The following is a 17,506-nucleotide window of genomic DNA, read 5'->3' as shown; positions in this document are numbered from 1 at the left end:
TCTTAGGCGCTTGCCGCATGCTAGACTGGCGGTCTTCGTCTCACCTTTTTGTCTTATCGTCTCAGGAGAAGCATGGACAGTCTCAGTCATCTGCTGGCGCTGCTGGCGCCGCGCTGCGAAGTGAACCTGCACTGTCGCTTCGGCGGCCGCTGGCAGGCCGGGCACCAGCAAATGCGCAGCGGCGTGGTGCCCTGGCACGTGGTGCTGCGCGGCGAGGGGCGGCTCAACGTCGGCGGCCAGACTCATCACCTGCGCGCGGGAGATGTCGTCCTCCTGCCGCACGGTTCGCCGCATCTGATGGAGAGTCTGGTGGAGTGGGGCCAGGTGCTGCCGGTGGCGCACCGGTTTAACGGCACGGTGACGGAAATGCGCGCCGGCCCGGCGGAGGGGGCGCTGGAGATGCTGTGCGGCGAATTCTATTTTGGTCCGCACGTCAGCTGGCTGTTCAGTGAAGCATCGACGCTGATCCATCTCCATACCGATGCGCGTGAAGACTGCCCGGAGCTTGACGCGCTGCTTAATATACTGGTGCGCGAGAGCCTGGCGCAGCGTCCCGGCGGCAGCGCTATCGTGCGCAGCCTCGGCGATACGCTGCTGGTGCTCCTGCTGCGCATGCTGCTTGGCGAGCAGCAGCCGCCCGGCGGGCTGCTGCGCCTGATGAGCGATGAACGCCTGATGCCGGCGGTGCTGGCGGTGATGGCGACCCCGGAGCAGCCGTGGACGCTGGAGAGTATGGCCGCCCGCGCGTTTTTATCACGGGCCACCTTTGCCCGTCATTTTGCCCGCGTCTATCACCTGACGCCGCAGGCGTGGCTGTCGCAGTTGCGAATGGCGCTGGCCGCCCGGCTGCTGCGCCTGGAGCGTCAGACCAACCTCGAGGTCATTGCCGAACGCTGCGGCTTTCAGTCGCTGGCGTCCTTCTCGAAGCGCTTCAAAATGCGCTATGGCGTGACGCCGGGCGAGTGGCGACGGGGCTAGCGCCTCGCGTTTCGCGAAGATGATTTTATTTCCAGTTGCGTGGTTTGCTGTTTATTACCCGACCCGAAAGTCGCTATAGTTTTGCACGAAAAAAACAATGACAGTCAGGACAGACAGGGTGAAGAGGATGAGATTACGTTTACGGGCCGCCGCCGCAGTGATGCTGGCGGGTCTGGCGCTGGTCGGCTGCGACCAAAAGGGTAATGAAGCGAAGCACATTAAGGTCGGTGTGATTAACGGCGCCGAGCAGGATGTGGCGGAAGTGGCGAAGAAGGTGGCCAAAGAGAAGTACGGTCTGGAGGTCGAGCTGGTGGGGTTCAGCGGCTCACTGCTGCCCAACGAGTCGACCAACGCCGGGGATCTGGACGCCAACGTCTTCCAGCATCGGCCTTTCCTTGAGCAGGACAACAAAGCGCATAATTATCATCTGGTGGCGGTCGGGAATACCTTCGTCTTCCCGATGGCCGGCTATTCGCGCAAGATCAAGTCAGTCGCCGAACTGAAAGACGGCGCGACGATCGCTATCCCCAACGATCCGACCAACCTCGGGCGGGCGCTACTGCTGCTGCAAAAAGAGAAGCTGATTACCCTCAAAGCCGGGACCGGCCTGCTGCCGACGGCGGTGGATATCACCGACAACCCGCATAACCTGAAGATCATGGAGCTGGAAGGGGCGCAACTGCCGCGCGTACTCGACGATCCCAAAGTCGACGTGGCTATCATCAGCACCACCTACCTGCAGCAAACCGGGCTGTCGCCGGTTCGTGACGGCATCTTTATCGAAGATAAAAACTCGCCCTACGTGAACATCATCGTGACCCGGGAAGACAATAAAGACGCGCAAAACGTGAAGGAGTTTATGCAGTCGTACCAGTCGCCGGAGGTGGCGAAGGCGGCAGAGACTATCTTCAACGGCGGCGCGGTGCCTGGCTGGTAAGCCAACACACAGGGAGAGGTGCGTATGGTACGCCAACGGCAGGCTGACCTGCTGCTGATTGCCGCGACGGTGATTGCCGCCTGCGGCTGGATATTTTCCCGCGAGGCGATCGCCGGCATGCCGGTGTTCGCGTTTCTTGGGCTGCGTTTTTTCTTCGCCGCGCTGCTTCTGCTGCCGTTCTGCCGCGGTTTTCGCCCGCAAAAGCAGCACTGGCCAAAACTCATCTTCAGCGGACTCTGGTTTGCGCTCAACCTCTGCCTGTGGATCTATTCGGTCTCCACGACGGCGTCGCTCGGCGAAGGGGCGTTTATCATGAGCCTGTCGATGATGTTCGTCCCGCTGACCGCATGGGTGATGATGAAGGTGCGCCCGCCGCGCGCCTGGTGGGAGTGCCTGCCGATCGCGGTGGTTGGCCTGGGGCTGCTCAGTCTGCATATGCCGATAGCCTTCCACCCCAGCCAGGGCTGGTTTTTGCTGACGGCGCTGGTGCAGTCGATCTGGTTCTGTTACACCAGCCGCTGCGCGCGTGAAGTACCGCTGATCCCCCTGACCACCGTGCAGCTGGCGATCACCGGTATCGTCGGGTTGACCATCTCCGCTGCCGTTGAACGCTGGGACCAGCCGATGACCCTGCCGACTCTCGGCTGGTTGGTGGCCAGCATTGTCATCGCTACCAGCCTGCGCTTCGGTCTGCAGATGAAGGGGCAGAAGTACGCGGCGGTGGCCAGCGCGGCGATCATCATGGTGCTCGAACCGCTGCTGACGGTCATTGCCGCCGCGCTGTGGTACGGCGAACAGCTGCCGCTGCAGAAGATTATCGGCGGCGTGCTGATCCTCGTGGCCCAGCTGTGGTTCCGCTGGCGGATGCTTAAGCCGTAAGCGAGCCGCTTCGCCGCTGCGCCATCAGCTGCAGCAGCGGCACCAGCGACAGCCCGTCCGGCATCTCGCCGCGGGCGATCAGCTGGTTTATCTCGTCGAAGGTAAACCAGCCGGTCTCCATCACCTCATCCTGATCTGCATCCATCCCCACCCAGCGTAAACCGGTGGCCAGCCAGGTGATAAACAGCTGATCGCTGCTGCCGTAGGAGGGGTTAAAGCGAATGATCTCCTCAACGCGTTGCGCCTGCCAGCCGGTCTCTTCCCGCAGCTCGCGCAGCGCGGCGACCGCCGGGTCTTCCCCTTCATCGACGCCGCCAGAGGGGATCGCCCACACCACCTTATCGATCAGATAGCGGTAGTGGCGAATCAGCAGCACTTTCTCATCCTGGATGGCCACAATCCCCACCGCCGGGCGCGGGTAATGAATGGAATAAAAGTCGCGGCGCTCGCCGGGGGCGACATCAATACCCACCTTACGCATGCTGAACCACGGCGTCTCGGCGATGACCTGCGGGTCGTGCATATCGGCGGCGGTCAGTTTCTTTTTCATCCTGCCACTCCTGTCAAAAATTGAGCCTTAAGAACAACATAGCCGGAGGCGGATGGCAACCGCCGCAGGTTGGCCCGATTTCATCGATCATTGCCCAAACGCCCCTGTTGAGCCAGGCGGGGACTCAGTACGATGTTCGTCAGATGACCCCAGAGGAACGCCAACATGAACATCACCCACATCCGTAATGCGACCCAGATTATTCACTACGCCGGGAAAAGATTTCTCATCGATCCGATGCTGGCGGACAAAGGCGCCTGGCCGGGTTTTCCGGGCACCGCGCGCAGCGAATTGCGCAATCCGCTGGTTGAGCTGCCGTTTTCCCGCGATAAAATTATCGACGTTGATGCGGTGATCGTCACCCATACCCATGACGATCACTGGGACGCGGCAGCGATCGCCGCGATCCCGAAAACCCTGCCGGTGTTCGTCCAGCATGAGGCCGACGCCGCGCTGCTGCGCAGCCAGGGATTTCAGGATCTGCGCCTGCTGTCGGCAGACAGCGAATTTGCCGGCGTGCGCCTGCAGAAAACCACCTCCGGCCAACACGGCAGCGACCGGACCTACGCGGTGCCGGCGATGGCTGAACGCCTGGGCGAGGCCTGCGGCGTGGTGTTTCGCCATCCGCAGGAGAAGACGCTGTGGCTGGTGGGGGATACTATCTGGCGCGATGACATTGCAGCCGACCTGCTGACGCTGCGCCCGGACGTGGTGGTCCTCAACGCCGGCTACGCCCACGTCATCGGCTTTGGCCCGATTATCATGGGCAAGGAAGATCTCCTGAACGTGCACTTCACCCTGCCGGAAGCAAAAATCATGGCTATCCACCTCGAGGCGGTCAACCACTGCCTGGTGAGCCGGGAAGAGATGCGCCAGTATGCGCTGGATAATCAGATTGCCGATGTGGTTTCTATCCCGCAGGATGGAGAAACCGTCGTTTATTAACATGCGTAAGGGGAAGGGACGATGAAACTCACCGACGTGGCGATTGTCGCTGTAGAGGGCTTTAGCCCGTTTCACTACGCCGTCCCCTGCATGCTGTTTGGCGATTCGGTTTCGGAAATCAAACGCTTTAATCTGCACATTTGCGCCGAGCGGCCGGGGCTGCTGCGCGCCCGCGATGGTTTTGCGCTGTACGCCACCGGCGATTATGCCGCGCTGGAACAGGCGGATATCGTGGTGGTGCCTTACTGGGGCGAGGTCGATCGACGTCCGCCGCAGGCGCTGCTTGATAGCCTGGTGCGGGCCCGGGATAACGGCGCGGAGATTGTCGGCCTGTGCCTCGGCGCGTTCGTCCTCGGCTACGCCGGGCTGCTGGACGGCAGGCGAGCGGCGACTCACTGGGAGTTCGAGCAGGATTTCCAGCGCCGGTTTCCGCAGGTGCAGCTGGATATCAACGCCCTGTACGTCGACGACCAGCGGATCATTACTTCGGCGGGCACCGCGGCGGCGCTGGACTGTTGCCTCTACATCATCCGCCAGCGTTTCGGCAGCCTCGCGGCCAACCAGATCGCCCGGCGGATGATTGTTTCGCCGCACCGCGAGGGCGGCCAGGCGCAGTTTATCGCCCAGCCGGTGCCGAAAAACACCCGCGATGCGCGAATCAACTGCCTGCTGGATTATCTGCAGCAGCATATTGCCGAGCCGCACAGTCTCGATTCGCTGGCCCGGGTGGTGGCGATGAGCCGCCGTACCCTGACCCGCCACTTCGCCCGGGCAACCGGGATGAGCATTACCGACTGGCTGACCGCCGAACGTCTGCGCCGCAGCCAGACTCTGCTTGAGGCGGGCGATCTGCCGGTCGAGCAGGTGGCGGAGGCGGTGGGCTATCTTTCAGCGGTCACCTGGCGCCAGCAGTTTAAAGCGCGCTTTGGCGTCAGCCCGACGGAATGGCGGCGTACCTTTCGTCGCGGCGCTTAGCCGGCGAGGGTCGCACTGTCGATCACGAAGCGGTATTTCACGTCACCCTTGACCATTCTTTCCCAGGCTTCGTTGATCTCATCGCCGCGGATCAGTTCGATATCGGCGACGATGCCGTGTTCGGCGCAGAAGTCGAGCATCTCCTGAGTTTCCGGAATACCGCCGATCATCGAGCCGGCAATCGACCGGCGGCGGAAGATCAGATTGAACACTTCCGGCGACGGATGCGGCGTGGCCGGGGCGCCAACCAGCGTCATGGTGCCATCACGTTTCAGCAGCGTGGTGAAGGCATCGAGATTGTGCGGCGCCGCCACGGTGTTGAGGATGAAATCGAAGCTTTTGACGTGGGCCGCCATTTCGTCTTCATTGCGCGACACCACTACGTCATCGGCGCCCAGCGCTCTGGCCGCATTACGCTTGGATTCGGAGGTGGTAAAGGCCACCACGTGGGCCCCCATGGCGTGGGCCAACTTGATCCCCATATGCCCGAGGCCGCCGATGCCGACCACGCCGACTTTTTTACCCGGCCCGACGTGCCAGTGGCGCAGCGGCGAGTATGTCGTGATCCCGGCGCACAGCAGCGGCGCGACGGCGGCCAGCTGCTCTTCGGGATGGGTTATCCGCAGCACGTAGCGTTCATTGACCACGATCTGCTGTGAATAACCGCCAAGCGTGTGTCCCGGCGCGTCCTGGGTCGGGCCGTTATAGGTCAGCACCATATGGTCGCAGTAGTTCTCCAGTCCCTCAGCGCACTCTTCGCACTGTTGACAGCTATCGACCATACAGCCGACGCCCACCAGATCGCCGACGGCGTAGCGCGAGACGGCGTTGCCGACCGCGGTCACCCGACCCACAATTTCATGCCCCGGCACGCAGGGATACAGCGTTCCCGCCCATTCCGATCGCGCCTGGTGGAGATCGGAGTGGCAGACGCCGCAGTAAGCGATGGCGATCTGTACATCCTGCGGCCCCGGGTCGCGGCGGGTGATGGCCATTGATTCCAGCGGCTGGCTGGCGGAGTAGGTACCAATAGCGTTGATCAGCATAGCGAAACCTCTTCTTGATGAATGGACTCAATAGAACGGGAGGGGAATGCGGGTGGTCAGTGGCATCGATAAGCGTAGCCTGGACTGGCCGAGATGCGAGGGGGAAAGCGGTAGAGAAACCCTCAGGCGCGGCCTTAACCAGCGCAGTAAATAATAAGATGGCCTTATCTTTATCGCCGCTAAGCCTTATAGGTATTTACGGCATATAGTATTATTTATTCCTGTAGAATAGAGATAAATAGTTATTGCAGATAATGATGCTTACACTCTTTTTATCCCCGTAACGTCTTGTCTTTTATTCGTTATTTCACCTGTTGATACTATTATTCTCAACGAATCACTTTTTCAACCTGACCTGATGGCATAAAAACCATGTCGATCCCTGCAGCCAGCCTCTCTACTGACCAGGCGTTACCGTCTTTTTACTACGGAAGACAGACAAAGCCGTTATTCGCGGTGGAATCCCTGTTATCTGCGTTCCTGCCCGCCAGCTCACCCTTTGCGCTGCCGCGATCGACCTATTATCGTTTTCCGCCGACCCAGGCTGAATCCGGATTAATTCTGCTCGAAGAGGGGATTGCCTCGCTATGCCATGCGGAAAACAACATGGTGATATCAACGATATTTGCCCCTTCGCTATTGGGATTAATCGATGGTTACGGCGTCTTTAACGGTATTCCGGAAAAACACCACTGCTCTCTGTTTGCTGAGACAGATTTGCGCGGACGCTGGATAGGACACCAGGCCGCGGTCGAGATCCTCAATGCGCAAAACCTGTGGCAGGAGATGGCCCATGTTCTGGCGCAGCGGCTGATGGTGTTGAGCATGCGTTCGCAGGAGATGATGGGGGTGGATTCTTATCTGATGGTGCGAACCCTGCTAACAGAGCTGGCGGACTACCCGGAGGAGTATCGTCGCCAAATTAATGCGTTAAGCTTTATACAGCGCCATACAGCGCCGCACCAACCTGTCGCGCAGCCGTGTTATGTCGATTCTGGCAGAGCTGCGCAAAGGTGGTTACATTACGGTCCATCGCGGGGTGCTGGAAAAGATAACCCGCACGCTTCCCGCCCACTTTTAAACCCGCGCGGCGGAGGGGCGTGATTTTCCCACCCCTCGTCAGCCGGTGGGCTAAGGCTCAACCGGCGTCAGAAAGTCCAGCCGCAGCGGCTCAGCCAGCAGAGACTCCATCTGCGTCATAAACGCCTGAAAATAGGGCATCGCGACATGGGCATCGAGGGCGTCCTGTCCCTGCCACGCCTCGCGCATATAGAAGGTGTCCGGCGCGTCGCGCAGCTGAAACAGGGCATAGTCGAGGTTGCCCGGCTCCTGTCTCGTCGGCAGGAGCAGCGCCTGCAGGGCCTGACGCAGGGCGTCCGTTTGGCCCGGTTTCGCCTTGAGCACGGCGATAAGCGATATCATCTTAAAACCCCTCCAGCACGATCTTGCCGACGGCGCGTCCGGTTTCCAGCTGGCGATGCGCTTTCTGCAGATTGGCGGCGGTGATGGCGCCGTAGTGTTCGCCAAGGGTGGTTTTGATAGTGTGGTTGTCGATCAGCGCCGCCACGCGGGTGAGCAGCTGATGCTGGGCGATCATATCATCCGTCTCAAACATTGAACGGGTGAACATAAATTCCCAGTGCAGGGACAGGCTTTTGGCCTTCAGCGGCACCACGTCCAGGGTCTCCGGGTCATCAATCAGCGCCAGCTTGCCCTGCGGGGCGAGGGCGTCGATCAGCGCGTTGAAGTGCTGCTCGGTATTGGTCAGGCTGGCGACATGGGTTACCGACGTGATACCAATGCGCGCCAGCTCGTCGGCGAGCGGCTTGCTGTGATCGATCACATGGTGCGCGCCCGCCTCGCGGACCCACTGCTGGCTCTCGGGACGCGAGGCGGTGCCGATCACCGTCATGGCGGTCAGTTTACTGGCCAGCTGGGTCAGGATAGACCCCACGCCGCCCGCCGCGCCGACGATTAGCAGCGTGTCGCCCGCATTGCCGCCTTCCTCAACGCCGAGACGGTGAAACAGCAGCTCCCAGGCGGTGATCGCCGTCAGCGGCAGCGCGGCGGCGGAGGCATTATCGAGGGTGCGCGGTTTGTGCGCCACCAGGCGCTCATCCACCAGCTGATATTCACTGTTGCTGCCGGCCCGGCCCAGCGCGCCGGCGTACCAGACCTCGTCCCCGGGCGCGAACAGCGTCACTTCCTCACCGACGGACTGCACCACGCCAACGGCGTCCCAGCCCAGCACCCGCGGCGTGTCGCCCTGAAAGCCGGCGCGCACTTTGGTGTCTACCGGATTGACCGAGATAGCCTTCACAGCGACCAGCAGATCACGCCCGTGGGCGGTGGGGATCGGCAGGTCGATCTCGGTTAAAGAAGGGATGTTGTTGCCGTCAGCGGCGGCTTGAGTAATGGCGATAGCTTTCATAACTGCTCCGGTCTGTGATTCGGGTGAATGAAAAGATGGAGCCATCGTAGACCGCTGCCGGGAGGGGAAAAACGGGCTAACGGCAATAACAGTTATATGCAGAAAGTGAAAATCAGCCCACCTGATAGAAGTCGAGCATCACCCCATCCTGGGTCCGGCCACCGGCGCAGATAAACAGCGAGGTGGTTAGCCAGCTGAGCGCGGGAGCATCCACCTCAAAGGTGGGCACGGTGCGAAAATAGATGGCTTCAGGCGGAATATCGCTAAAAAAGCGCATATCGTCGGCGAAAAGCTGGTCATGATACTGGGCCGGCACCCGGCGGATGCCATTGTTTTCCACATAGACCGTGCCTTCCGCCACCTGCAGGGCATAGCGGGCGGACAGCCTGCAGGTGCCGTCGGGTTCGATTATCTGGCTGTCGACGCCGCCGGGTAATACGTGACCGCGAAGTTGACCCGAGACGCTGCCGCCGACAATCGGGATCAGCTGGCGCTTACCGGTCTGCGGGCTGCGGGAGACGATTATCGGTTTATCAACCTGGATGGTAATGGAAAAACAGTGTCTGAGTTCGGGGGTCATTATGGCTCTCCTGTTTCGGTTGGTAACGGCACGCGGCCACCGCGCCAGTGTAACGGGTTTGCGAGAGACAAAATAACGCAGGGTTTGGATGAAAATGATTGGCTGGGATGATGAGTTTGGGGGGCTCAGGTTGGTAGGGAGTGGCTGTGGGGGAGCAGGGGCAAACTGGCGGAAGATCACAGGAGTTGAACCTGCCCGGGACCGCTGGCGGCCCCAACTGGATTTGAAGTCCAGCCACCTCACCGGAGATGACGATCTTCCGCGCCTCGATTGCTACATGGAGGCGGGGCGCATTATAGCTACTTTCAGCCGTTTACCACATACCTAAACGCACTTTTTTACTGTTAAAACTGGACTTTACAGAACAGTCCTGGACAAATCCTCACAAAATCCGTGAGTTACACTTTTTCACTCCCTGATTCCCTACCACGATCACAGAAAACAAGAAACGTAATCTGATAACGAGATATCGCAATTCATCTTAGTGCGGCAAAGGTTTACAAAAACCGTAACCGGTACCAACCCTCGGTGCCGCTAAGGGAATAGTGCGCATATGAAAGATCACATTTTGTCCGTCAAAGAGAAAATTGGTTATGGCATGGGTGATGCCGCCAGCCACATTATTTTTGATAACGTCATGTTGTACATGATGTTTTTTTACACCGATATTTTTGGTATCCCCGCCGGCTTTGTCGGCACCATGTTCCTGCTGGCGCGCGCGCTGGACGCGATTTCCGACCCGTGTATGGGTCTGCTTGCCGACCGTACCCGCAGCCGCTGGGGTAAGTTCCGCCCATGGATCCTCTTCGGCGCTATCCCGTTCGGCCTCGTCTGCGTGCTGGCCTACAGCTCGCCGGATTTAAGCCACAACGGCAAGCTGATCTACGCCGCCGTGACCTACACGCTGCTGACCCTGCTCTACACCGTGGTGAATATCCCTTACTGCGCGCTGGGCGGCGTGATCACCGACAACCCGACGCAGCGCATTTCGCTGCAGTCCTGGCGCTTCGTGCTGGCGACGGCGGGGGGCATGCTCTCCACCGTGCTGATGATGCCGCTGGTCAACTTTATCGGCGGCGAAGACAAAGCGCTCGGCTTCCAGGGGGGCATCGCGGTGCTGTCGGTGATCGCCTTCCTGATGCTGGCCTTCTGCTTCTTTACCACCAAAGAGCGTGTTGAAGCGCCGCCGAGCAGTACCTCGATGCGTGAAGACCTGCGCGATATCTGGCGCAATGACCAGTGGCGGGTGGTCGGCGTGCTCACCATCCTCAATATCCTCGCGGTCTGCGTTCGCGGCGGCGCGATGATGTATTACACCACCTGGATCATGGGCTCGGCGGCGCTGTTCACCGCCTTCCTCACGACCTACTGCGTCGGCAACCTGATTGGCTCGGCGCTGGCGAAACCGCTGACCGACTGGAAATGCAAAGTCAGCGTCTTCTGGTGGACCAACGCCCTCCTGGCGGTGCTCAGCGTGGCGATGTTCTTCGTACCGATGGACGCCGAAATCACCATGTTTGTCTTTATCTTCATCATTGGCGTACTGCACCAGCTGGTGACGCCAATCCAGTGGGTAATGATGTCCGACACCGTCGACTACGGCGAATGGTGTAACGGCAAACGCCTGACCGGCATCAGCTTCGCCGGTACCCTGTTTGTGCTCAAGTTAGGGCTGGCGCTGGGCGGCGCGCTGATCGGCTGGATGCTGGCCGGCGGCGGCTATGACGCCGCCGCTAAAACCCAGAACAGCGCCACCCTCACCATCATTATCGCCTTGTTCACCCTCGTTCCGGCGGTGTGCTACCTGCTGAGCGCGGTGATCGCCAAACGCTACTACACGCTGAAAACGCCGTTCCTGAAAAAAATGATGGCCGAGCTGGCCGAGGGCGCGCGTCGCAACGAACAAGATTTCACCGCCGCCCCGATCGACAAAGAATGGCAAAACTAAGAGGACGTTTTAATGAAAATCAGTGATGGAAACTGGCTCATTCAACCAGGGCTCAACCTGATCCAACCCGTACAGGTTTACGAGGTGGAGCAGCAGGGGAGTGAAATGGTGGTCTATGCCGCGCCGCGCGATGTCCGCGAACGCGCCTGGCAGCTGGATACGCCATTGTTCACCCTGCGCTTTTTCTCGCCGCAGGAAGGGATAATCGGCGTGCGTATGGAGCACTTCCAGGGCGCGCTGGATAACGGCCCGCACTATCCGCTGAACGTGCAGAAAGACGTCCATGTCGAAATAGAAAATACGGCCGGGTTCGCCGAGCTGAAAAGCGGCAGCCTCAGCGTGCGGGTGACTAAAGGCGAATTCTGGGGGCTGGATTTTCTGCGCGACGGCCTGCGTATCACCGGTAGCCAGCTAAAAAACAACGGCTACGTGCAGGATAGTAAGACCCAGCGCAACTACATGTTTGAGCGCCTCGACCTCGGCGTCGGCGAAACCGTCTACGGCCTCGGCGAGCGCTTTACCGCCCTGGTGCGCAACGGCCAGACGGTAGAAACCTGGAACGAGGACGGCGGCACCAGCACCGAGCAATCCTACAAAAATATCCCGTTCTATCTGACCAACCGCGGCTACGGCGTGCTGGTCAACCATCCGCAGCGCGTCTCCTTCGAGGTGGGCTCGGAGAAAGTCTCTAAAGTCCAGTTCAGCGTTGAAGGCGAATACCTCGAGTACTTCGTCATCGACGGCCCGACGCCGAAAGCGGTGCTTAACCGCTATACGCAGTTCACCGGCCGCCCGGCGCTGCCGCCGGCATGGTCGTTTGGTCTGTGGCTGACGACCTCGTTCACCACTAACTATGACGAAGCGACGGTGAATAGCTTTATCGACGGCATGGCTGAGCGCCATCTGCCGCTGCACGTCTTCCACTTCGACTGCTTCTGGATGAAGGCCTTCCAGTGGTGCGATTTTGAATGGGATCCGCTAACTTTCCCGGACCCGGAAGGGATGATCAAGCGCCTGAAGGCGAAAGGGCTGAAGGTCTGCGTGTGGATCAACCCGTACATCGGTCAGCGCTCGCCGGTGTTCAAAGAGCTGAAAGAGAAGGGTTATCTGCTGAAGCGTCCGGACGGTTCGCTGTGGCAGTGGGATAAGTGGCAGCCGGGGCTGGCGATTTATGACTTCACCAATCCGGAAGCCCGCCAGTGGTACGCTGACAAACTAAAAGGCCTGGTGGCGATGGGGGTCGATTGCTTCAAGACCGACTTTGGCGAGCGTATCCCGACCGACGTCCAGTGGTTTGATGGTTCCGATCCGCAGAAAATGCACAACCACTACGCCTTCATCTATAACGAGCTGGTGTGGAAGGTGCTGAAAGAGACCGTCGGCGAGCAGGAGGCGGTGCTGTTCGCCCGCTCCGCCTCGGTGGGCGCGCAGCAGTTCCCGGTGCACTGGGGCGGCGACTGCTACGCCAACTACGAATCGATGGCGGAAAGCCTGCGCGGCGGGCTGTCGATCGGCATGTCCGGCTTTGGTTTCTGGAGTCACGATATCGGCGGTTTCGAAAACACCGCACCGGCCCACGTCTACAAGCGCTGGTGCGCCTTCGGCCTGCTCTCCAGCCACAGCCGGCTGCACGGCAGCAAATCCTATCGGGTGCCATGGGCCTACGATGACGAGTCCTGCGACGTGGTGCGCCACTTCACGCAGCTGAAATGCCGCATGATGCCGTATCTCTATCGTCAGGCGGCGCTGGCCAACGAGTGCGGCACGCCAATGCTGCGCGCGATGATGCTCGAGTTTCCGGACGATCCGGCCTGCGACTATCTCGACCGCCAGTATATGCTGGGCGATTCGGTCCTGGTGGCGCCGGTGTTCTCCGAGGCCGGCGAAGTGCAGTTTTATCTGCCGGAAGGGCACTGGACGCATCTGTGGCATAACGATGAATTGCCGGGTAGCCGCTGGCATAAGCAGCATCACGATGCGCTGAGCCTGCCGGTCTACGTTCGCGACAACACCCTGCTGGCGCTGGGCAACAATGACCAGAAGCCGGATTACGCCTGGCATGAGGGCACCGCCTTCCAGCTGTTCCACCTTGAGGATGGACGCGAGGCACGCTGTGACGTTCCGGCGGCAGACGGCTCGACGATCTTCACCCTGAAGGCCAGGCGCCAGGGCAACGCCATCGCTGTGAGCGGCGAAGGCGAGGCCCGCGGCTGGACGCTGTGCCTGCGCAATATCCCGCAGGTCGCGGGCGTGCAGGGCGGTACGCAGACCGGTAGCGAATGGGGGGTGGTGGTGAGCGCCGAGGGCAATACGCTGACGATTACGTTGTAAATAGGTTAACAGCAGCAGCCCTCTTCGCCAGGCGGAGAGGGTTTTTTTATTCCATTTTTGTACAAAAAGTAACGTTCATTTCATAGTGGTGACTCAGGCCGCAGACGCGGTTGTCGAACGGTGTTAGCGTATTCTGCCGCTGAGAGGAGCCCGCCATGGACGTAGAAAATATCTTTCGTGACGTGAAGCTAAGCAAAACGGAAATGACCGTGCTGCGCTTTATTCAGAACGACCCGGAGCAGTGTATCCGCCAGGGAGTTCGCGCTGTGGCCGAACAGTGCTACAGCAACCCCTCTTCCCTGGTCCGGCTGGCAAAGAAACTGAAGTTCAGCGGCTGGCTGGAGCTGGTCTATTTCATCAAGTTCAATATCACCATGCCGAAGCTCGATGTCACCAACGATATCGACTACATGAGCGTTCAGCCGGAAGAAGCGCTGACGCCGCTGCTGGCAAGCCTTAAACAGCAGCGCATCCTGATCCACGGCAGCGGCTTTTCACAGCTGATCGCCCAGTATATTTACAACAAGTTTCTCGTCACCGGCGTGAATGCCAGCCTGGCGCTGTGGCCCGATTACGAAATCCTCGAACAGAAAAACGCCGCCTGCTTCGACTCCATCTGGATCATTTCTAAATCCGGGCGCAGCAGCTCGGCGCTCAACTGGGTTAAGGCCCTGGAGGGGAAGGAGATTAATCTGGTCTGCTTTACCGGCGACTACCAAAGCCCGCTGGCGCAGGCCGCGGATACGGCGTTTATTATTCACGACCCGCAGAAGTTCGATGATGATATTTACTGGAGCAACCCGTTTTTCGGCTACTGCATCTTAGGCTTTGAGCGACTATTGAAGATGTGGTTTACCAGTCTACGTAGCAATAGTTAGCCCCCGCTAAGCGCGGTGCGAGCGGGGGAATCCCATCGGCAGCGGATTACCGCCAGGCGGCGAACTGCTCATCGTCGAGGTAGGCTTCGACCAGGGTTTTCGCCAGCGAATAGGAACCGATCAGCGGGTGCGCCATCAGCGCCCGCACCGCCAGCGATTTATCCTGCTGCAGGATCGCCGCCACCGCCAGCCGCTCATACTCCTTCACGCAGGCAATCATATTCTTCTGCGCTGTCGGCACCTTCACCGGCGTCACCGGCTTGAGGCCATCCCGGCTCAGGTCGCAGCTGATCTCGATCACGTCGTCCGGGCGTAAAAAATCGAGCGTGCCATTATTCTGGATCGACACCACGATCCGCTTGGTGGTGGTGCTGTTCACCGCTTCCAGGATATCCAGCGCCACTCCGGCATAGCCGCCGGTGTCCGGCTCTTCGATAAACTGGCGCAGCGTCAGCGGTTCGCGGGTGTGGAATTTCTCCTGCCGGGATTCGTTCTGCATATAGCTGTTTTCCCGGCGTAGGTAATGCTGCATCCAGATGGTGAAGGCGGCCTCCGGTTGCGTTCTGGCATCCACGGTGCGCAGTGCCTCGCGCATCTCCTGATTGATGCGGGCGATCTGCTCTCCGCGCGTCTCGCCGGCCCCCTGAATCGCCTTCAGCGCCTCGTCGCGATAGTAGTAATAATAGAGATATTCATTGAGGAGCTGATTATCACAAAGCCGTACCAGCTCCGGGGAGAAGTACTGCATCGCCGTCTTCTGGTACAGTTCCGGGCTGGCGATCAGCCGTTCGGTCACCTCTTCCCCACGGACGGTGAAGTGGGTAAACCAGGAGAAATGGTTCAGCCCATAGCATTCCACGCTGAGGTCGCGCTCCTCACAGCCAAGGATCGCCGGCAGTTCACGAATCAGCTCGGAGGGGGCATCGCAGATCCCATAGACCCGGCGCTTAAAGCCGGACTTAATAATCGCTTCCGTCACCAGACCTGACGGGTTGGTAAAGTTAAACAGAATGGCGTCTTCGGCGGCATGTTCTTCGATCAGCCGGCAATAGCGAAGGATCGCCGGGATCGAGCGCATGGCCATCGCGAAACCGCCGGCGCCGGTGGTCTCCTGGCCGAGAGTGTTATGCTCAAGCGCAATACGTTCGTCGCGAATGCGGCTTTCATCGCCGCCAACCCGCAGGGTGGTAATGATATAGTTGGCGTCCTGCAGCGCTGCGACCGGGTCGGTGGTGGTACTAAACTGAATATCCGGGCGAATGGTATTAAATACATAGCGGGCAATTTCGCCAAATATCGCCAGATTATCAGCAGAGTTATCGAGAAAAACGACTTCTGTTAAACCAATGCGGTGAGCGTTATAGGCCAGAGATTTCGCTAAAAATGCAGAGCGAACGCCGCCCCCGCCTAATACGGTTAATTTCATAAATACTCCTCATTAATTTTCTGCTAACCAGTTATCAACCCGGGAACGTACCTGTCCCACTTTGACGCCATAAATAACCTGAACTTCATTTCGATTGCGTACGACGCCGTTGGCGCCGGTATTTTTTAATTGCGTGTCATCAACCCGCGCCATATCGCGCACGGCCACGCGCAGGCGAGTAAAACAATTATCGACGGAGAGAATATTCTCCTTGCCCCCGAGGCCGCGGATAATGTCATCGGTGACCGACTGCGGTTGCGCGACTTTCTGGCGGTACTCTGCTTTGCTGTAAAGCTTCACGTTCTCGTCATCTTCCCGGCCCGGCGTTTTCAGGTTCAGCTTCACCACCAGGGTGCGGAAAATCACGTAGTAGACGGCGAACTGGCCGATACCGATAAGGACATAGCCCGGCCAGCGCGTTAAGGAGACCGGCAGCGGCAGGTTATAGATCAGAAACTCGATCAGGCCCGATGCTCCCCAGGGACGTACGGTGAAGATGTCGCAAATGGCCTGCGAGGCGGCGGTTAACGTCGCGTGGATCACCCACAGCAGCGGTGAGACAAATAAGAAGGTGAACTCAATCGGCTCGGTGATGCCGGTCAGCATCGAGGTGATAATCGCCGGCAGCAGAATCGCCTTCGCCATCGCTTTCTTCTCCGGTTTCGCGGTGTGGTAGAACGCCAGCGAGGCGCCCGCCAGGCCAAAGATAGTGGTCATCCCTTGCTGCGAAAAACGTAATGCGTCGTTCATGACCGGCGTCAGGTCGGGATGGCGCATATAGGCGAGGAAAATGGCCTGGGTGCCGGAGACCACCTGACCATCCACGTTCAGCGTGCCGCCAATCTGGGTGAGCTGGAAGGGGGACCAGACGAAATGGTGCAGGCCGGTGGGGATAAGGAATTTTTCAAAGAAACCATAGACGAAGACCCCGGCGACCCCGGCATTTTTCATAAAACCGGTGAGGGCGGAGATGCCGTGGGTCATAAAGGGCCAAATCCAGGTAAAGGCGATGGCGTAGAAGATAACCACCGGCGTCATCGCCACCAGCGTCAGCTTGGCGCCGCCGTACATCGACAGCGCGCCAGGCAGCTCAATGGCAGAGACTTTATTGTGCACCCACGCAATCGTGCAGCCGAGAATAATGCCCAGGAAAACGCCCATATCCACCACCACAAAGCCCAGCAGCTGGGTTTGCCCGGTGCCATAATATTCACCGTTAATTTTTTCGGCGAGTCCATGGGTGTGTTCCAGCCAGGAGTGGTTGGCGCCAAGAAACATAATAAAGCACATCACTGAAACCAGTGCGACTTCGGTTTTTTTATCCTTTGCCAGGCCATAGCTGATGCCGACGCAAAATAATAAGCCGAGGTTGCCAAATAAAGGCCAAAAGGTGTCGCCGAGCATTTGCCCAAGCTGATGTAAGAAACTGGTTTCAGCAATTAATGTCGGATTAGTTAATACTGAACTGAGGGCCAGAATTAAGCCAATGACCGGCAAGAACAATACGGCGCCGATCATGGCCCGGGAGAATTTTTGCATATTCTCCAGAATACGCTGACGTATTTCAGGCATGATTGATCCTTTTATATTTTTGTAGGTACA

At 59.1% G+C, this 17,506-nt stretch carries 15 protein-coding genes, 1 tRNA gene and 1 pseudogene; 9 read left to right on the top strand and 8 right to left on the bottom strand.

The window, feature by feature from the left end; all coding sequences use genetic code 11:
* Positions 1-72: 72 nt before the first annotated feature.
* The 3 genes from DR88_RS02760 (at position 73) to DR88_RS02770 (ending at position 2,794) form a co-directional block, all read left to right on the top strand.
* The gene (locus tag DR88_RS02760) at positions 73-978 is read left to right on the top strand and encodes an AraC family transcriptional regulator (protein WP_004150236.1); all 906 of its coding nucleotides are present in this window, start codon (positions 73-75) and stop codon (positions 976-978) included.
* Between the two features lie 127 nt (positions 979-1,105).
* On the top strand, positions 1,106-1,915 hold the full coding sequence (gene nlpA / locus DR88_RS02765; protein WP_004173884.1) for a lipoprotein NlpA: 810 nt from the start codon (positions 1,106-1,108) through the stop codon (positions 1,913-1,915).
* 24 nt (positions 1,916-1,939) lie between these two features.
* Positions 1,940-2,794, top strand: a complete 855-nt coding sequence (locus DR88_RS02770; protein ID WP_025862125.1) for a DMT family transporter — start codon at positions 1,940-1,942, stop codon at positions 2,792-2,794.
* On the opposite strand, the gene DR88_RS02775 is transcribed toward DR88_RS02770, so the two are convergent.
* A complete protein-coding gene (locus tag DR88_RS02775) occupies positions 2,784-3,344 on the bottom strand; it encodes an NUDIX domain-containing protein (protein ID WP_009308807.1) in 561 nt (186 codons plus the stop codon). The two genes, DR88_RS02770 and DR88_RS02775, sit on opposite strands and share 11 nt — an antisense overlap.
* 165 nt (positions 3,345-3,509) lie before the next feature.
* Between DR88_RS02775 and DR88_RS02780 the strand changes: the two genes are divergently transcribed.
* Together DR88_RS02780 and DR88_RS02785 are read left to right on the top strand one after the other, a co-directional pair.
* Positions 3,510-4,289 (top strand): MBL fold metallo-hydrolase, encoded by a 780-nt coding sequence (locus DR88_RS02780; protein WP_025862126.1) that lies wholly within the window; start codon positions 3,510-3,512, stop codon positions 4,287-4,289.
* Between the two features lie 21 nt (positions 4,290-4,310).
* The gene (locus tag DR88_RS02785; RefSeq protein ID WP_004145010.1) at positions 4,311-5,264 is read left to right on the top strand and encodes a GlxA family transcriptional regulator; all 954 of its coding nucleotides are present in this window, start codon (positions 4,311-4,313) and stop codon (positions 5,262-5,264) included.
* On the opposite strand, the gene DR88_RS02790 is transcribed toward DR88_RS02785, so the two are convergent.
* The gene (locus tag DR88_RS02790; protein WP_004150232.1) at positions 5,261-6,310 is read right to left on the bottom strand and encodes an NAD(P)-dependent alcohol dehydrogenase; all 1,050 of its coding nucleotides are present in this window, start codon (positions 6,308-6,310) and stop codon (positions 5,261-5,263) included. The genes DR88_RS02785 and DR88_RS02790 overlap by 4 nt on opposite strands.
* A gap of 372 nt (positions 6,311-6,682) precedes the next feature.
* Between DR88_RS02790 and DR88_RS0126730 the strand changes: the two are divergent.
* Positions 6,683-7,391: pseudogene (locus tag DR88_RS0126730) on the top strand (winged helix-turn-helix transcriptional regulator).
* Between the two features lie 50 nt (positions 7,392-7,441).
* On the opposite strand, the gene DR88_RS02795 reads toward DR88_RS0126730, so the two are convergent.
* From DR88_RS02795 to DR88_RS02810, 4 genes are all read right to left on the bottom strand, one after another.
* Positions 7,442-7,732 (bottom strand): putative quinol monooxygenase, encoded by a 291-nt coding sequence (locus tag DR88_RS02795; protein ID WP_002922965.1) that lies wholly within the window; start codon positions 7,730-7,732, stop codon positions 7,442-7,444.
* 1 nt (position 7,733) lies between these two features.
* Positions 7,734-8,741, bottom strand: a complete 1,008-nt coding sequence (locus DR88_RS02800; RefSeq protein ID WP_002922964.1) for a zinc-binding alcohol dehydrogenase family protein — start codon at positions 8,739-8,741, stop codon at positions 7,734-7,736.
* Positions 8,742-8,853: 112 nt separating this feature from the next.
* Positions 8,854-9,321: a DUF3237 domain-containing protein gene (locus DR88_RS02805; protein WP_002922963.1), complete on the bottom strand. Its 468-nt coding sequence runs from the start codon at positions 9,319-9,321 to the stop codon at positions 8,854-8,856.
* A gap of 166 nt (positions 9,322-9,487) precedes the next feature.
* Positions 9,488-9,582: transfer RNA gene (locus DR88_RS02810), tRNA-Sec, on the bottom strand.
* Between the two features lie 292 nt (positions 9,583-9,874).
* Between DR88_RS02810 and DR88_RS02815 the strand changes: the two genes are divergently transcribed.
* The 3 genes from DR88_RS02815 (at position 9,875) to DR88_RS02825 (ending at position 14,478) form a co-directional block, all read left to right on the top strand.
* Positions 9,875-11,269, top strand: coding sequence for a glycoside-pentoside-hexuronide family transporter (locus tag DR88_RS02815; protein ID WP_004150230.1), 1,395 nt, complete (start codon positions 9,875-9,877; stop codon positions 11,267-11,269).
* A 12-nt stretch (positions 11,270-11,281) separates the two neighbouring features.
* Complete coding sequence (gene yicI, locus DR88_RS02820) at positions 11,282-13,600, top strand: alpha-xylosidase (protein WP_004150229.1); 2,319 nt, start codon at positions 11,282-11,284, stop codon at positions 13,598-13,600.
* A 155-nt stretch (positions 13,601-13,755) separates the two neighbouring features.
* Entirely contained in the window at positions 13,756-14,478 is a 723-nt protein-coding gene (locus DR88_RS02825; RefSeq protein ID WP_004173889.1) for a MurR/RpiR family transcriptional regulator, read from the top strand.
* 46 nt (positions 14,479-14,524) lie between these two features.
* Here DR88_RS02825 and DR88_RS02830 read toward each other — a convergent pair whose 3' ends face one another.
* On the bottom strand, positions 14,525-15,904 hold the full coding sequence (locus tag DR88_RS02830; protein ID WP_004150228.1) for a family 4 glycosyl hydrolase: 1,380 nt from the start codon (positions 15,902-15,904) through the stop codon (positions 14,525-14,527).
* Positions 15,905-15,916: 12 nt separating this feature from the next.
* A complete protein-coding gene (locus tag DR88_RS02835) occupies positions 15,917-17,476 on the bottom strand; it encodes a PTS transporter subunit EIIC (RefSeq protein ID WP_002922953.1) in 1,560 nt (519 codons plus the stop codon).
* Positions 17,477-17,506 lie beyond the last annotated feature (30 nt).

Source organism: Klebsiella pneumoniae (assembly GCF_000742135.1).
In the GTDB taxonomy this organism is placed as follows: Bacteria; Pseudomonadota; Gammaproteobacteria; order Enterobacterales; family Enterobacteriaceae; genus Klebsiella; species Klebsiella pneumoniae.
The sequence above is the reverse complement of the archived record's forward strand: the minus strand, read 5'-3'. Positions and strand labels throughout refer to the sequence as shown.

Bases quoted from the DNA above. Each gene is read 5' to 3' on its own strand.
- DR88_RS02760 (WP_004150236.1), top strand. From the start codon at position 73: ATGGACAGTCTCAGTCATCTGCTGGCGCTGCTGGCGCCGCGCTGCGAA.
- nlpA (WP_004173884.1), top strand. From the start codon at position 1,106: ATGAGATTACGTTTACGGGCCGCCGCCGCAGTGATGCTGGCGGGTCTG.
- DR88_RS02770 (WP_025862125.1), top strand. From the start codon at position 1,940: ATGGTACGCCAACGGCAGGCTGACCTGCTGCTGATTGCCGCGACGGTG.
- DR88_RS02775 (WP_009308807.1), bottom strand. From the start codon at position 3,344: ATGAAAAAGAAACTGACCGCCGCCGATATGCACGACCCGCAGGTCATC.
- DR88_RS02780 (WP_025862126.1), top strand. From the start codon at position 3,510: ATGAACATCACCCACATCCGTAATGCGACCCAGATTATTCACTACGCC.
- DR88_RS02785 (WP_004145010.1), top strand. From the start codon at position 4,311: ATGAAACTCACCGACGTGGCGATTGTCGCTGTAGAGGGCTTTAGCCCG.
- DR88_RS02790 (WP_004150232.1), bottom strand. From the start codon at position 6,310: ATGCTGATCAACGCTATTGGTACCTACTCCGCCAGCCAGCCGCTGGAA.
- DR88_RS02795 (WP_002922965.1), bottom strand. From the start codon at position 7,732: ATGATATCGCTTATCGCCGTGCTCAAGGCGAAACCGGGCCAAACGGAC.
- DR88_RS02800 (WP_002922964.1), bottom strand. From the start codon at position 8,741: ATGAAAGCTATCGCCATTACTCAAGCCGCCGCTGACGGCAACAACATC.
- DR88_RS02805 (WP_002922963.1), bottom strand. From the start codon at position 9,321: ATGACCCCCGAACTCAGACACTGTTTTTCCATTACCATCCAGGTTGAT.
- DR88_RS02815 (WP_004150230.1), top strand. From the start codon at position 9,875: ATGAAAGATCACATTTTGTCCGTCAAAGAGAAAATTGGTTATGGCATG.
- yicI (WP_004150229.1), top strand. From the start codon at position 11,282: ATGAAAATCAGTGATGGAAACTGGCTCATTCAACCAGGGCTCAACCTG.
- DR88_RS02825 (WP_004173889.1), top strand. From the start codon at position 13,756: ATGGACGTAGAAAATATCTTTCGTGACGTGAAGCTAAGCAAAACGGAA.
- DR88_RS02830 (WP_004150228.1), bottom strand. From the start codon at position 15,904: ATGAAATTAACCGTATTAGGCGGGGGCGGCGTTCGCTCTGCATTTTTA.
- DR88_RS02835 (WP_002922953.1), bottom strand. From the start codon at position 17,476: ATGCCTGAAATACGTCAGCGTATTCTGGAGAATATGCAAAAATTCTCC.